The organism is Rhodococcus sp. 4CII, assembly GCF_014256275.1.
Classification (GTDB): Bacteria; Actinomycetota; Actinomycetes; order Mycobacteriales; family Mycobacteriaceae; genus Rhodococcus_F; species Rhodococcus_F wratislaviensis_A.
Window position 1 is genome coordinate 6866245 of record NZ_JACCFE010000002.1, and the last position, 16668, is coordinate 6882912.

A 16668-nucleotide genomic window follows, 5' to 3' on the forward strand; every position below is an offset into this window, starting at 1 on the left:
AGGTCGGGGACGAGGATGCGCCAGGACACTCCGTCGACGGCGAGGTGGTGGATGACGAACAGCAGCCGTCCCCGGTCGGGGTGGTCGTCGGTGGATTCGAACCAGACGACCTGCATCATGATGCCAGTGTCGGGATCCAGACGCGCTGTGGCCGAGCGTAACTCGGAGTCGACGATCGACTGGAACCGTGCACCCTCGATTTCGCCCACCGGAACTCGGTGCAGCAGGTCGGCAGCGGTCACGGAGCCAGCCGGCAGAACCTCCATGGCCGCATCCCGGGGCGACGCCGCCCGGAGGAGCCGCGCACGGAGCAGGTCGTGGCGGTCGAGGACGGTCTGCACGGTGCCGGCGAGAGAATCCGGGTCCAGTCCGGGAGGTGCGGTGAAGAGAGCGGCCTGTGAGAACCTGCCGATGTCCGTGCCCCGGGCGAGCAGCCAGTGCGCGATCGGGGTCAAGGGCATCTCGCCCGTCCCGCCCCCGGGTAGTTCCTCGAGGACCGGCGATTCCGTGACCGTCGATTCGATGGCCCTCGCGAGCCTGCTGATGGTTCTGTGCTCGAACACATCTCGCGGCTTCAGGACGACTCCGGCTTCTCTGGCGCGCGCGACCAACTGGATGGCCATGATGCTGTCGCCGCCCAGGGCGAAGAACGAATCCTCGATGCCCACCTCGTCGAGTCCCAGGACGTCGGTGAACACCGACACGAGTACGCGTTCGATGTCGGTTGCCGGCGGGCGGCTCGATGATCGTGCAGCGAAGTCGAACTGTGGCAACGCGTCGCGATCGACCTTGCCGTGCGCCGTCAGTGGGAGCGTGGTAAGGGGAATCACCGCGGTGGGAACCATGTGAGCCGGAAGGGTGGCGGCGAGGTGGGCAATCAGATCGGCACCGTCGAGTTCGGTTCCCGTTGTGGCTACGACGTAACCGATCAGGTGCGCGGTACCGTGGGCGTCCTGTTGGAGAACTACAACGGCCTGCGCGACACCGGCATGCCGGAGCAGGGTGTTCTCGATCTCTCCGGGTTCGATCCGGTAGCCGTGCAGTTGCACCTGGAAGTCGCTACGCCCCCGGTACTCGAGCTGTCCCCGGCCGGTCCAGCGGGCCCGGTCGCCGGTGCGGTACATCCGCGTCCCGGGTGTGCCGTGCGGATCCGCCACGAAGCGCGCTGCGGTCAGCGGCGTGCGGCCGAGATAGCCGCGGGCCAATTGCCTTCCGGCGATGTACAGGTCGCCGACAGCGCCGGGAGGCACGGGGTGCAGGCGCCGGTCGAGGACGTACATGCGGGTGTTCCACACGGGCGCGCCGATCGGCACGGTCGGGTCGTCGTCGTTCGCGTCGACGTCGCAGTAGGTGACTGTGACGGCTGCTTCGGCGGGGCCGTACATGTTGCCCAGTCCTATACCGAGTTCCAGCACGCTTTCCGCGGTCAGGCGGGAGATCGTCTCGCCACCGGAGAGGACTCGCCGGAGCGAAGCGGGCAGAGCGTATCGGGTGTCGTCCACGAACACTGCGAGCATCGACGGTACGAACTCGACGACGGTGATTTCCTCGGCGGTCATCGTGGCCGTCAGGTAGTCGAAATCGAGGTGTCCGTCCGGCCGCAGAAGGATCAGGGACCCGCCGGCACACAGGGGCGCCAGGCACTCCCAGACCGCTACGTCGAAGGCGATCGGCGCCTTCTGGACCGTGCGATCACCGGGGCCGAACGGCAGCTGGGATCGGGACCATATCAACTGACTGGTGATCGCGGCGTGTGAGACCGCCACCGCCTTCGGGTTGCCGGTCGATCCGGACGTGAACACGATGTAGGCGATGTTGCCGGCCCGCAACGGCGCGACTCGATCGTCATCGGTGATCGGCGCGCAGTCGTGGCCCGAGACGTCGAGGCTGTCGAGCCTGAGACCGAGAAGTCCGTCGGGCAGGGGGATGTCGGCATCGCCCCCGATCAGCACGAGCGCGGGAGTGGAGGTCCTGAGAAGATAGGCGATGCGCTCCGGGGGGTTGCCGAGATCGAGCATCAGGAAAGCGGCCCCGGTCTTGGTGACGGCATAGAGTCCGGCTAGCAGTTCGAACGACCGCGGTGCCGCGAGCGCGACAATGTTCTCCGGACCGATATTTCGCGAGATCAGTTCGCGAGCGAGCCGATTCACCCACATGTCGAAGTCCCGGAACGTCATCGACCGGTCCTCGAATAGCACTGCGCCCGCGTCGGGAGTGCGGGCGACCTGAGCGTCGAACAGGTCGACGATCGTCTCCTCCGGACTCTCGTGCACCGTCGCGTTCCATCGCTCCAGGACGAGGTCGCGCTCGGCGTCGTCGAGGACTTCGAGGTCACCAACGACGACCGTGGGGTCGGCGAGGGCGGTGTCGATCACGCGGAGGAATCGGTCGGCGAACCGTTGAACTGTGTGCTCGTCGAACAGATCGGTGGCATAGACGATCTGTGCGCTGATTCCGCCCGCGGATCCGGCGCCGTCGACGTGCTCGCGAAGCACCACGTTCAGGTCGAACTGCGACAGGTGTGCGTCCAGATCGACGACGGAGACGGCGAGTCCGGGCAGTTCCGGTTTCGGCCGCTCCATGTTCTGGAACGAGAGCATGACCTGGAACAAGGGGTGGGCCGCGGCCGAGCGGGCGGGGTTGAGTTCCTCCACCAGTCGCTCGAACGGTATGTCGGCGTGGGCGAACGCGTCGATATCGGTGTCGCGGACGCGAGCGAGCACCTCGTCGAACGATGCTGCCGATTCGATGCGAGTTCGCAGGACAAGGGTGCCGACGAACATTCCGACGAGTTCGTCGAGAGCCTCTTCGCCGCGACCGGCGATCGGAGATCCGATGGCGATGTCAGCAGAATTGGCGAGGCGTGAGAGCAGGACGGCGAGAGCGGCGTGCACGGTGACGAAAGGTGTCACGCCGTGTTCGAGTGCGAACATGTCGATCCGTCGGTGGACGGCCGGTGGAATCTCGAACCGGACCGTGGCGGCGCGAGTGGAGGCGGTCGCGGGCCTGGGATGATCGAGGGGAAGTTCGAGCCGGTCGGGAAGACCGGCCAGCGCCGACCGCCAGTAGTCGAGTTGTGCCGATATGGGTGAATCGGGATCGTCGGTGGATCCGAGCATTTCGCGTTGCCACACCGCGTAGTCGGAGTATTGAATCGGCAGCGGCGGCCACTCCGGTGCGCTGCCCTGGTTGCGGGCGGTGTACGCGACCGTCAGATCGCGTGCGAGCGGTGCCAGCGATGTGCCGTCCGCCGAGATGTGATGGACGACGACGGCCAGCACGTGGACGTGTGGGTCGACTTGCCACAGGAAGGCGCGCAGCGGGAGCTCCGTCGTGACGTCGAAGCCGGTGGCAACCGCGCGGTGAATGCGCTCGTCGAGGTCGGATTGGTCCGCTACCGGGATCGGTGCCACCGCGAGAGGCATGTCCTCGAGAGGTGACACGACTTGGATGGGGCCGTTCTCGGTGAGGGGATAGACGGTGTGCAGAGCGTCGTGTCTGCCGGCGACGTCCCTCAGTGCCGCGCGGAGCGCATCGACGTCGAGCGGTCCCTCGATGCGCACGACCATGGGGATGTTGTAGGTGGCTGCCGTGGTGTCGAACTGGTTGACGAACCACATCCGCTGTTGCGCGAAGGATACCGGGGCGGGCTCACTGTGCTGGCGCGGTCCGAGTGCCGGGCGGTCCGTGGGCAGGTCTTCCGACTTCTCGAGGATCGCCGCCAAAGCCTCCACCGTCGGCGCTTCGAACAGCGTGCGCACTCCGATCTGGGTGCCGAGAGCGGAGTTGAGCCGGGCCACGACCTTCGTCGCGATGAGGGAGGTGCCGCCGAGTTCGAAGAAGTTGTCGTCGACCCCCACACCCTCGTTGCCGAGCACGCGGGCGAAGACTCCGGCGACTGCTTCCTCGTGCACTGATCTGGGGGCGCGGAACTCCGCGATGTCCACGAGAAACTGTGGAACGGGCAGCGCTGCGTGGTCGATGGCACCGGCGGCGTCGAGGGGGAACGCGTCGACGATGACGATCGCGGTCGGCACCAGGTGGGCGGGCAGGGTTGTCGCTGCGTACGTTCGGACTGCGGCCGGGTCCACGGAGGCTCCGGGTGCCGCCGCGACGTAGGACACGAGGATCGACTCGCCGGCGGTGCGAGTGTGGTCGATGGTGACAGATCCGTCGAGGGATCGATGCTGGCGCAAGACCGTGTCCACCTCGTCGGCCGCGACTCGGTAACCACGCAGTTGTCGCTGAAAGTCGCAGCGTCCCAGCATCTCGAGGCGTCCGTCGCGGGTGACTCGCGCGAGATCACCCGTGCGGTACATGCGTTGCCCCGGGTCCCCGAAGGGGCACGCCACGAAATGTGTGGCGGTGAGCGCAGGCCGGGCGTGGTACCCGCGTGCCAGTTCGGCGCCGCCGGCGTACAACTCGCCGATGACACCGTTCGGCACGAGATGCAGCCTGCGGTCGAGCACGACGGTGCGTCGATCCGGGCAGGGTCGCAGAGCGATCTCGCCCACCTCACGCGCCGTGGTTGCCGTCGCGGAAGCGAGGCACGTGAGGGTTTCGGTGGCCGTGTACAGGTCGACGACGGCCGACGACGTAGTCTCGACCCAGGAGGACAGCAACGAGAGAAGATCCTTCGTGGGCGGCTCACCGGTCAAGACCACCAATCGGAGTGCCGCGGGGTCACCGGCTGTGGACGTCCATGCGTGTGCTGTCTGCTCGAACGCGGTGGGAGTCTGACTCAGTACGGTCACCCGCTCGTGTCGAAGCAGGGTACACAGATCCTGCGGTGAGCGTGCGGTCTCGGTGTCGACGATCACCAGGCGAGCTCCGTGCAGAATCGCACCCCACAACTCCCAGAGCATGAGGTCGACGGCGTGCGAAGGCACCATCGCCCAGACGTCGGTTCGGTCGAATCCCCACGTGCCGGGTGTCTTCTCGAACGCGGAGATCAGGCCGCGATGCGTCACCGTCACCGGTTTCGGGCGTGCAGTGGACCCGGCGGTGAACACGAGATACGCGGCCGAGTCCGGCCGGAGCGAGTAGGCCCGCTCCGCATCTGTGACCGGTGCTGCCGAGATCTCGGTGACTTCCGCCACCACGTCGGGCGCATCGACGAGAACCGGTGTCGCACCGAGACCGAGTAGATCGGCGGCGTCGGCGCGCCGGGTCAGGACGAGGGTGGGCCCCGCCTGCGTGAGGGAATGCGCAATGCGAGCGGCGGGCCAGGACATCTGGAGTGGAAGACAGACGCCACCCGCGACGAGCACGGCGATCGTCGCGACCACAGCGTCGATCGAGGGTGGAAGTGCCACCGCTACCACGGTTTCGGATGCGACATCGCGGCGTTTCAGATAACGGGCCCATCGGTTGACGCGGGCCACGAGGTCGGAGTAGCAGAGGGTCTCGCCCGCAAAAGTCAGCGCCTCGGCATCCGCATACCGTGCGGTGCTGCGCATGAATTCGTCTACGAGAGTGCCGGCCACGGGCGCCGCGGGAGGCTCGCGCCACGCGGTCAGTGCAGCCTCCCGCTCCCCGGCATCGAGAAGGTCGATCTCTCCCACAGGGACGTCCGGATCGGTCGTGACGGCCTCGAGAATCCGGACGTATCGGTCCGCGAACGTGTTGATGGTGTCAGGGTCGAACAAGGCGGCGGCGTAGACGAGACCACCCCGCATGCCGAGCGGTGTTCCGTCGTCAGCAAGGTTCTCGGTGAGCCACACCTGGAGGTCGAACTTGGAGATGCCCGCGTCGTACTCCACCGGATCGATGCGAAGGCCGGGAAGCTCGAGGTCGTACAGTCCCCGGCCTGAGGGAAGTATGTTCTCGAATTCGAGAAGCACCTGGAACAGAGGGGAGTGCGCGGCCGAACGTTGGGGTTCCAGAGTTTCCACCAACTGCTCGAACGGGATGTCGGCGTGCCCGAAGGCGGCCAGGTCGACCCCTCGGGTCTGCTGGACGGTTTCCGTGAAACTCGCGGCGTGATCTATACGCGTGCGCAGGACCAAGGTGTTCACGAACATGCCGACCACGTCGTCGAGCGCCGCCTCCCCCCGACCGGCAACGGGAGTGCCGATGGCGATGTCGTCGGACCCGCTCAACCGTGCCAGCAACACCGCAAGGGCCGCGTGCACGGTCATGAACACCGTGGAGGTGTGGCGACGGGCGAGCGCCCGGATGTTACCGTGCAGCTCCGCACCGATGTGGAACTCCGCACGTCCACCGCGCAGCGATTGCTCGGCGGGACGGGGGCGATCGGTCGGCAACTCCAGGAGTTCCGGTAGCCCACTCAGGTTTTCGGACCAGTAGTCGAGTTGGCGGGACACCGTGCTGCCGGGATCGTCGTCGCTCCCCAGCAACTCGTACTGCCACAGGGTGTAATCGACGTACTGCACCTCGAGGGGCTCCCACTGTGGTGGCCGTCCGGCGATGCGCGCGGTGTACGCGGTCGTCACGTCCCGTGCCAACGGGGCCGTGGACGCTCCGTCGGCGGCGATGTGATGGATGACCAGCGCAAGCACGTGTTCGGTCTCGCTCAGCTCGAACAGGGCGGCGCGCAGCGGCGCCGTTTCGCTGACATCGAATCGCGAGGCGCAGATCTCGGCGAGGTGCCCGTCCAGGTCGGTTTCGTCGCGCACCGGGACGGGGTGGATCTCCGGTACGGCCTCCGCCGCGGTCACGACAACCTGATGGGGGCCGTCGACCGAGGCGGGGAAGACGGTACGGAGCGATTCGTGGCGTTCGACCAGGTCTGCGACCGCGGCCAGCAGCGCCGGGACGTCGAGAACACCGGCGAGTCGCACGACGAGGGGGATGTTGTAGGCGGGCGAGGTGGTGTCGTATTGGTTGATGAACCACATCCGCTGTTGGGCGGGAGAAAGCGGAATCCGCTCTGGTCGCGGAAACGGGCGGAGCGCCGGTCGGTCGGCGCCTCGCGGGCCGGCACTCTCGATCCGGGCGGCGAGCGCCGCGACGGTCGGTGCGTCGAACAATTCGGTGACCTCGATCTGGGTGCCCAGGGCGGCATTTGCCCGGGTGACGACTCGCGTTGCGGTCAGGGAGTTACCGCCGAGGTCGAAATAGTCGTCGTCCACTCCGATGCCCTCGACACCCAGCACGGACTCGAAGACCCTCGCGATCGTCTCTTCCGTCGGTGTGGTTGGTGCCCGTCGGCCGTCACCCGTGCGGACGGACGGTGGGGGGAGCGCTTTCCGATCGAGCTTGCCGCCCGGGGTGAGGGGAATCGTGTCGATGGGGACGAGCAGGGGCACCATGTATTGAGGAAGGGTCTGCCGAACGTGACGATCGACGGCGGCGAGATCCAGCCCGTCGCCGGTCGCCGCTCGCACGTACGAGACCAGCGTGGTCTCCCCGGTCCCGGTGTCGTAGTCGACCGTGGCCGCGAAACCGACGGCCGGGTGGCCTGTCAGCACGGCATCGATTTCACCGAGTTCGATCCGGAATCCCCGAACCTTGACCTGGGAGTCGCTCCGGCCGACATATTCGAGGACGCGACCCCTCCTCGTCCAGCGAACCACGTCCCCGGTCCGGTACATCCGATCGCCCGGACGCCCGAACGGGTCGGCGACGAATCGAGCCGCCGTCGCGCCGTTGCGCCGGTGATATCCGCGGGCGAGGGCCGGACCGGAGAGATACAGCTGGCCCGAGACCCCCGGCGGGACGGGATGGAGTCGCTCGTCGAGAACCACGACGGACATGCCGCGCACCGGCCCGCCGATCGTCACAGGATCGGTGGACGCCATCGGCCCGGCCAGGGTGGACATGATCGTGGCCTCGGTCGGCCCGTACGCGTTGAAAACGCGACGGCCCGGCGACCACCGCGCCACCGCGTCCGGCGGACACGCCTCTCCGGCCACGATGAGATGCGTCAGGGTGGGCAGGTCCTCAGGGTCGAGAGCCGCCAGCGTGGTCGGAGTCAGCACCGCGTGCGTGATCTGCTTTTCGGTGAGGATCCGGGTCAGCTCGGCGCCGCCGAACACACCACGCGGGACGATCTCCAGCCGCGCTCCGGACCCGAACGCCAACAGCGATTCGAAGAGGGAGGCGTCGAAACTCGGCGACGCGAACTGCGAGACCCGGGCCGCAGGAATTCCCATGAGGCCTTCGCGTTCCGCGGCCACCAGGTTCGCGAGACCGCGATGGGTCACTACCACGCCCTTCGGGACTCCCGTCGACCCGGAAGTGTAGATGACATATGCCGGATGATCCGGTCGCAGCGGTCGGCACCGGTCCGCTGCCACAAAGGCGTCGGCGCGGCACCGTTCGACGTCGGCGGTGGTGGCCGCGTCGTCGAGTTCGATCCAGGACGCCGCGGAGGCCCGGGACAACGCCGCGCGGTACGAGGATGTGGTGATCCCGATCTGTGCGCCGGAATCGGTCAGCATGTGATCGATGCGGGCGGCCGGATAGGTCGGATCCACCGGCAGGAAGGCTGCGCCCGACTTCGCGGTTGCCCACACCGCGATCACGAATTCCATCGAGCGGGGGAGTGCGAGGGCGACAACGGTTTCCGGACCCGCTCCACGTTCGGCGAGTAGGCGGGCGAGCTTGTTCGAGTGTCGATCGAGTTCGCTGTAGGTGAGCTCCTCGGTGCCGTCCGCCACGGCGACGGTATTCGGCTCGGCCTGCATTGCGGCGGTCAGGAGATCGGGGAACAGCTGTACGGGGCGGGCGGGTTCACCGACTGCGGGGGTGAGTCCGGCCAGCGCGGCGGGCGTAGCGAACACGAGATCCCCGACCGCGACGTCGGGCTCGGCCGTCGCGGCTTCGAGCATGCGGACCAGTTGATCGGTGAAGGTCTGGATCGTTGCCGGGTCGAACGACGCGGTCGAGAAGGCGACCTCAACGTCGATGCCCGCTTCGGGACCGTGTTCGGTGCACGTCACGTTCAGGGCGGTTCCACCATTGGCCGGCATGCGGGCGGCCTCGTTCGCCCGCCCCGTGCGGGCGAACTCGAGGGCTACCTGAAATGGGTACGAAGCGCTCGGCGGCTGCGGCAGACCCAGTGTCGTCGCGAGATCGTCGAAGGGGATCTCGGCGTGTCGGAAAGCAGCCACCTCGATGGTGTGTGCCGAAACGAGCAGTTCGCCGAAGGTCGATGTGGTGTCGACCCGGGACCGCAGGATCAGCGGCCACCCGCGCGGGCCTGCCGGGGTGCCGACCACCACGTCGCCTCGACCACTCAGCCGAGCCAGCAGCGCGGCTAGGGCAGCGTGTACGACGGAGTAGCTCGCAAAGGCACAGACCCCACCGAGGCCCCGGATCTTGCGGTGCACGTCGGCGGGGACGCGCCTGACCACGCGGCCGTCGAGATCATCCCGGTGGCCGGGGCGGACATGATCGGCTCGGAGGATGGGCTCGGTGCACAGCCCGTCGAGCGCATTCCTCCAGAATTCCAACTGAACCGCTCTTCGCCGGCGTCGTGCCCCCTCCGCCGCCGTCTCGGCGTGGAGATCCGCGGTTGCAGCCGCGGGGTTCGCGGTGAGGAACTCCTCGAGCAATCCGACGAAGGCCCGGTGATGCGAATGCAGGTCTTCGTCGCTGTATCGACCGGGGTTGCCCCGGAACTCGACCATCGTCTTCTCGGGCGTTCCGCTCGTATACACGTTGACCAGCAGGTCGTCGACCGGCCCGGACGTGACCACGTGGAATTCGCCGGCGAGTGTGCCGAGGGTGATCTTCGGATGGAAGAGCATGACGTTGACCATCGGTGCCGCGAGAACACGGGCGGCCTTCCGGCTCGCGGCCTCCCGGCGGATGTCCTCGAGGGTGTACCGCTGATGGCGGAGTGCGCCCGTCACCTCCCACTGGACCCGCTGGATCAAGTTGGCGAGGGTCTCGTCGGATCGTGTGCTCACCTGCAGCGGCGCGACGGTGACCAGCATTCCTCCGGAGCGGCGCAGCATCACTGTCGTCCGGGCCGAAACGGGGAGGTTGACGAGTACCTCGTCGCTGCCGGTCATGCGCGCGAGGTAGGAACCGAATGCCGAGACGACCACCGGGGCGGCGGGGGCCCCGAAAACGTCGTCGGATCGGGCGAGCCTTCTGGCCGCGTCGTCGGATAGGGCTGACGTCGCGAGGGTGCTCTTCGCCACGGCAGGTGCGACGACCGGCGACAAACTCGCGCCCTCGCTCATCTCGGCGATCCGCCCGGCCCAGTAGGCGTGATCGGACTCGAATCGGCGCGACGTCCGGTACTCCTGATCGAGGGCGTACAGGGTTCGCAGATCTGCCGCGCGGTTGGGTTCGGGCGAACGGCCCTCCGTCACGGCTGTGTACAGCGCGGCGATCCGGTGCACGAGTGTCATCGCCCCGTATCCGTCGAGCGCGACGTGGTGAATCCGGCTGTACCACAAGTAGTCCTGCTCGCCGACCTGCAGCACCGCCGACTTGGCCAACATATCGCGCGTGAGATCGATCGGGCTCGTGTAGTCACGCTCCATCCACGCGTGAGCCGCCCCGACCGGGGCGGCCGCGGTGCGGAAGTCGACGAAATCCGTAGACAACTCGATGGTTGGGTCGATCACCTGGAACGGCTCACCGTCCACCTCGAAGATTCTCAGGTAGGTGGACTGGAACTCCCGCCCCGCCGCCAACGACGCCTCGTTCAGAAGATCGAGGTCGAGGGGCCCGTGCAATTCGACGTACTGGGCGATGCAGAGGGCGACGTCGGGTGCCAACCGTTGCGCGAGCCACATCCCGCGTTGCGCCGACGACAGTGGGAAGGCGTCCATGTCGCGAGCAGGGTCGTTGAGTGGCATTGCAGAATCCACCTGAGAGGATCCCTTCACATGCGACCGGGGGTCGTTGGGCGACGACGCCTCATGCGGGGCAGGGTCGTGGCGGCCCGGGGTTCGGGGTTCCGATATTGCGGCGCGGATTGCCGTATCGTCCGCGTTCGACTACATCCTTCTTAACTCGGGGTCAGCTCTTTTATATCGCTGCTTTGCTCGCGTCCGTTACCTCCATGAATACGATCGAACCTGCTGAGTCGGGGCAGCCGCAGCCTGGTCATTGCGTTCAACCACAGGCAGTTGCGTGAGCCCGTCGTCGAGCGGCAAGTATCGGTCGAAAATCCGACAAATCCACCCACGGCCGCCGAGTCGATACGCACACGCCGGGCACGACTTGACCCTCGGCGCTCGGCCGTGCCTGAGCCGGGATGTTCGGCATGGAGCACGATGATGCGCGATAGTGGTTTTCGCCGCGGGTACGGTTCCGGAGCGTGGGTCACAGCGATTTCGACGCGTGCCTGGACTGGTTCGCCGAACTGACCATGACGGTCGACATCGACAACGTGGGCCTGGACTGGTTCGCCGAACTGACCATGACGGTCGACATCGACAACGTGGTCGTCGGCTCACTCGACTACACGTTGATCCGCCTCGGCACCGAGGAGCCGATCGCCGTGTGCCTGGACCAATTCGACGGCGATCACGAGATGGCGCGGACCCGGCACAGATCGCGGAGCTCGACAGTGCCATCAGCCGTTTGTCCGACCATTTCCAATCGTGCGGACTCACCCCGGTCGAGTCGGCGCCGTGGGCGGGAGCACGTCGGCACGCGACTGCGAGCGATCGCCGTGTGCCTGCCGAATTCGACCGGCGATCACGAGATGGCGCGGACCCGGCACAGATCGCGGAGCTCGACAGTGCCATCAGCCGTTTGTCCGACCATTTCCAATCGTGCGGACTCACCCCGGTCGAGTCGGCGCCGTGGGCGCCGGGAATGTCGACCGCCTTCGAGGCCGATGCTCGCTAGACGATCGCCTGATAGACCACCCGCGTCAGTGGCACGATTGATCGGTGACCAATCGCACGCTCGATAGCGCATCCCACCGCAGTCGCTGGAGCCGGCTGCGTGCCGAATGGGGGCGGAATCTCGATGCGAGTGAGCAGGCGGCGGTGGTGTCGTGGGGCGCTTTCACGCTGACATTTGCGGTGGTGCGGGCGTTGACCCATTGGATCAGGGGCGGGCACGGACCGGCAGGGGGCGGGATGAGTGTCCACGGCCGCCATTTCCATCATTACAACCTGGGTATCGTCGCGTTGGCGGGGGTCGGGGCCGTGGCGGTGCGCGGCTCGGAGAAGCAACGCCACCACCCGACGGTGCCGATCTCGTATGGCGTCGGTACCGCGCTCGTCGTCGACGAACTGGCGTTGCTGCTGGACCTGGAGGACGTCTACTGGGCGAAGGAGGGGCGGACCAGCGTCGACGCCGCGGCGGTCCTCATCGGGCTCGGTGGACTGATGGCCGCGGGGTTCGAGTTCTGGCCCGCCGCCCGGCGTGTGCTCAGGGAGCAGGCGTAGGCGGAACTACTCCGGATAGCCCGGCCGCTCCCCACGGTTCGATGTCGTAGGCAGGGATGCAGTCGGGCCGACGGGCGCGCACGCGCTGCACGGCAGTGGTGACCGAACCCGAGGTCTCGTCGGCAACGGCCTCGGTGACAGAGCGCGCTGACGCTGGGGACAGACGCGGTGCCTGGCGGTGGGTGGCACTGACTCGATCGACAGTTACTGCGGATGCCCGGCCGGTCGTGGTGGCGACAGGAGGACATCCCCGGGCCCGGTCGAGCTGCTGGTCGGCGGAGAATCGGGGTACGGACGGAGGGCGGTGCCGGGAGAGAAGGGTGCAGCGGATGAACCGGGTGGAAGTGGTGGTGCGCCGGGTCGACCGTTTCCAGCAACAGCACACGGTGTTGGGGTTGCCGTTCGCGGTGGTGCAGAAGTTCGGCAACGATCAGGCCGGCGGGAAGGCCACCATCATCGCCTACTACGGACTGTTCGCGGTGTTTCCGCTGCTGCTGCTGTTTTCCACGATCCTCGGGTTCGTCCTCGGCGGCCACCCGGACCTCGAACAGCGGGTGATCAACTCCGCTCTGGCCGACTTCCCGATCCTCGGCACCCAGCTACGCAGCTCCACCCACCCGCTGCGCGGCAACGGGTTCGCCCTCGCCCTCGGGATCCTCGGCGCTCTCTACGGTGCCCAGGGGCTCGGGCAGGCCGCGCAGAACGCGATGAACACGGTCTGGAATGTCCCGTTCAAGGACTGGCCCGGGTTCGTCGGCCGCCGGGTGCGGGGTTTGACGATTCTGGTGCTGCTCGGGGTCGGGATCCTGGTCTCGACCACGCTGGTCGGGTTCGCGCCCCGCTTCGGGCCGCTGTCGGGGGCGTGGACGTCGGTCGCCGCGGCGGGAGTCAACTTTGCGGTCTTCCTCACGTGCTTCACGGTGCTGACCTCGAAAACGGTGCGGGTGCGGGACGTCGCCGTCGGAGCCATGATTGCCACCGTGTTCTGGGAGATCCTGCAGCGGATCGGGGACTGGTTCGTCCGCTACACCCTCACCCACGCCACCGACGTGTACGGGTTCTTCGCGATCGTCCTCGGGCTGTTGTCCTGGCTGTATCTCGGTGCCCGGCTCACCCTGCTCGCCGCCGAGATCAACGTGGTCCTGCGGTACCGGCTCTGGCCCCGCTCGATGACCCAGCCGCCGTTCACCCCGCAGGACAAGACCGCGATGGAGTTGCTGGCGAAGATGGAGGAACGCCGCCCGGAGGAAACGGTCGAGGTGGGTTTCACCCCGGAGGCCGATCGTCAACCCCTCGACCACCCCGGCACCGAAGACTCGACGGAGGGTCCCGACGACGCACGGAAGCCGGCGACACCCGAAACCACCTGATACCAATCCCTTTCCGGGTCGCGGAGACCACCGTTCCGGCGATGCACCGTTTTCGCCGTGCGCCGCGCACCTTCCCATGGTTCACCGCGGTATGCGCGGCCGCGATGCGAACCGTGTCGAATTCTGGAGAGAAGTGGCGATCGGTGTGGGCACGGTCGTCTACGGTGGGCGAATGGCGGAGCGTGGTGCGCGTCCCAAGGTCCCCAAGGCGCGGAGACGGTTCCTGCGTGCGGTCCGGCATCTGTTCAGTCCGTTGCGGCCCGATGACTACCTCGAACTGATCAACCCGTTGTGGACCACGCGGGAGTTGCGCGGGCGGGTGGAGCGGATCGAACCGGCCGGCGCGGCCGCGGCCACGGTGGTGATCCGGCCGGGTCACGAATGGGCCGGGCACCGGGCCGGGCAGTACGTGCGCCTCGGCGTGATCATCGACGGGGTCTACCACTGGCGCGCGTATTCGCTGACGTCCGACCCGCACGCGGACGACGGTCTGATCAGTGTCACCCCGAAGGTGGTGCCCACCGGCACCGTCTCCCCGTACCTGGTCCGGCAGCTCGCCCCCGGCGACATCGTCCGACTCGGCGAGGTCGAGGGCGTGTTCACCCTTCCGGACCCGCTGCCGGACCGCCTGCTGTTTCTCAGCGCGGGCAGCGGCATCACCCCGATCATCAGCATGTTGCGTCATCTGGACCACCACGACGCCCTCGGTGACGTGGTGGCCGTGCATTCGGACCGGACCGCCGAGCAGATCATGTTCGACTCCACGTTGCGCGAGTTGGATCGCCGCCGGGAGGGCTTCGACCTGCGGGTGCGGCTGACGGAGAAGGAAGGCCGCATGACGCCGGCTGAACTGGAGACGCTGTGCCCCGATTGGCGTGAGCGTGAGGCGTTCCTGTCCGGGCCCGGGGAGATGCTCGACGCGATGGTCGAGCACTGGAAGAAGCACGGCGACCCCGACAGGCTGCACCTCGAGCGTTTCCAGCCGATCATCGGCGGCGATGCCGGCGAAGGCTCTGGCGGAGCGATCCGTTTCCTGGAAAGCGAGATTGAAACCCAGTGCGATGGGGGTACCCCGATCCTGGTCGCTGGAGAAGAAGCAGGAGCCACGCTGCCCTACGGCTGCCGGATCGGGATCTGCCACACCTGCACCGGAACTCTGAAATCGGGGCGACTGCGCGACCTGCGCACCGGCGAGGTGGCCGACCTCGCCGGGCAGGTGGTGCGCACCTGCATCAACACCGCGGAAGGCGACATCGAGATCGAACTGTAAATAGAGGAAGGAACCACTGAGGTGAGTATCGACGTCGAAAGCCCCCTCGCGCATTTGAGTGAGGACACCATCGAAGCGCTGGCCAAAGAGTTCGATGCCCTCCACGACGCGGTCTACTCCGACCTCGGTGAGCGCGACCGCCGCTATATCAAGAACGTGATCGCCGTCCAGCGGCAATTGGCGGTCGCCGGCCGGGTGCTGCTGCTGGGGTCGGCGTTCAAACCCGCTTGGCTGGCGGGCACCGCATGCCTGGGGATGGCCAAAATTCTCGAGAACATGGAGATCGGTCACAACGTCATGCACGGCCAGTGGGATTGGATGAACGACCCGGATATCCATTCCTCGTCGTGGGACTGGGACACCGCATCCACCGCGAAGGCATGGAAGCACTCGCACAACTACATCCACCACACCTTCACCAACATTCGTGGCAAGGACAAGGACCTCGGCTACGAGATCATGCGGATCGACCCCCATCAGAAGTGGCACCCGGTCTACCTGGCGCAACCGTTCTACAACGTGCTGCTCATGGCCTTCTTCGAATGGGGAGTCGCGCTGCACGACATGGACCTCGAGGCCCTGCGGGCCGGCGAGAAATCGTGGTCCGAGGTCTGGGAGGACCTGAAGGGTATCGCCGGCAAAGCGCGGGCCCAGATCGTGAAGGACTACGTGGGCTGGCCGTTGGTCAGTGCCGGTGCGTTCGGCCTGGCCCAGCTCGCCTTTCGGGGCCGGATCGGTCAACCGAGGTCGTCGCGCATCGGGCGGCGACTGCGGGCGCTGCGCCCGACCGGGCGATTGTCCACCATCGCCGACGTCCTCGACCGCACCGTCCCGGGCGCGGAACGCACGTTCCTGACCACCCTGGCGGCGGACGCCGTCGCGAACATCATCCGCAACGTCTGGGCGCACGGGATCATCTTCTGCGGGCATTTCCCGGATCAGACCTACACGTTCAGTCCCGACGAGGTCGAGAACGAGTCCCGGGGCGGCTGGTACGTGCGCCAACTTGTCGGCGCCGCGAACATCGAGGGCAGTCCGTTGTTCCACATCATCAGCGGCAACCTCGGATACCAGGTCGAGCACCACCTCTACCCGGACATGCCCAGTACCCGCTACGCCGAGGTCGCCCCCAAGGTGCGCGAGATCTGCGAGCGATACGCACTGCCCTACAATTCCGGGCCGCTGGTGCAGCAGTGGACCATGGTGCACCGGACCATCCTGCGGCTCGCCTTCCCCGGCGGAACACCCCGCCCGAAGCCGGGCCCCTACCACGGTGAACTCGACCCCGATGGCACACCGGGGCCGAGTGAGGCGGCGCGGTTCCGGGAACGCGTTCCGGCCGGCAGCCCGGCGACGGGCCCCGAACACGACACCGGCGGTGTGGAGGTTTCCCCACCCCCGCGCGATAATCCATAGCCCCACCCCCACCATCCGGCCCGGCGAGGACTTGCCGACGGGTCCTGCCGGTTCCCGCACACCTGGGTGAAGACCAGCACCGCCCCGCCGCGGCCGTCGCCGGCGATCTCCCACCGCACCGCGGTGTCCCCGTCCCGATATTCGGGCAACCTGGGCGGGGTCACCGCGCCAGGCGTGGGGGACACCGCAAGCTCCTGAGCGCCCGCCACACCGCCGATCGGCCATGGTCGAGGTGGCGTTCCAGACGCAGCCGGGAGCGACCTGCTCGTCGACGGTGACGACA

5 protein-coding genes (1 of these 5 only partly in view) are annotated in these 16668 nt (G+C 67.1%); 4 read left to right on the forward strand and 1 reads right to left on the reverse strand.

The features are described 5' to 3' along the window. A protein-coding gene (locus H0B43_RS32600; RefSeq protein ID WP_185724175.1) for a non-ribosomal peptide synthase/polyketide synthase crosses the window boundary here: on the reverse strand, positions 1-10781 show its 5' end (the start). It extends 15967 nt beyond the left edge of the window; the window shows 10781 of its 26748 coding nt (coding positions 1-10781); the start codon lies at positions 10779-10781; its stop codon lies off the left edge, out of view. Between the two features lie 1044 nt (positions 10782-11825). On the opposite strand from H0B43_RS32600, the gene H0B43_RS32605 reads away from it, so the two are divergent. The 4 genes from H0B43_RS32605 to H0B43_RS32620 all read left to right on the forward strand — a co-directional run bounded on the left by H0B43_RS32605 (position 11826) and on the right by H0B43_RS32620 (position 16385). Next, positions 11826-12329 (forward strand): hypothetical protein, encoded by a 504-nt coding sequence (locus H0B43_RS32605; RefSeq protein ID WP_185724174.1) that lies wholly within the window; start codon positions 11826-11828, stop codon positions 12327-12329. A gap of 329 nt (positions 12330-12658) precedes the next feature. Next, on the forward strand, positions 12659-13699 hold the full coding sequence (locus tag H0B43_RS32610; RefSeq protein ID WP_185724173.1) for a YihY/virulence factor BrkB family protein: 1041 nt from the start codon (positions 12659-12661) through the stop codon (positions 13697-13699). 172 nt (positions 13700-13871) lie between these two features. Continuing rightward, positions 13872-14969: a ferredoxin reductase gene (locus tag H0B43_RS32615; RefSeq protein WP_185724172.1), complete on the forward strand. Its 1098-nt coding sequence runs from the start codon at positions 13872-13874 to the stop codon at positions 14967-14969. A 21-nt stretch (positions 14970-14990) separates the two neighbouring features. After that, complete coding sequence (locus H0B43_RS32620; protein ID WP_185724171.1) at positions 14991-16385, forward strand: acyl-CoA desaturase; 1395 nt, start codon at positions 14991-14993, stop codon at positions 16383-16385. The last annotated feature ends 283 nt before the right edge of the window (positions 16386-16668 follow it).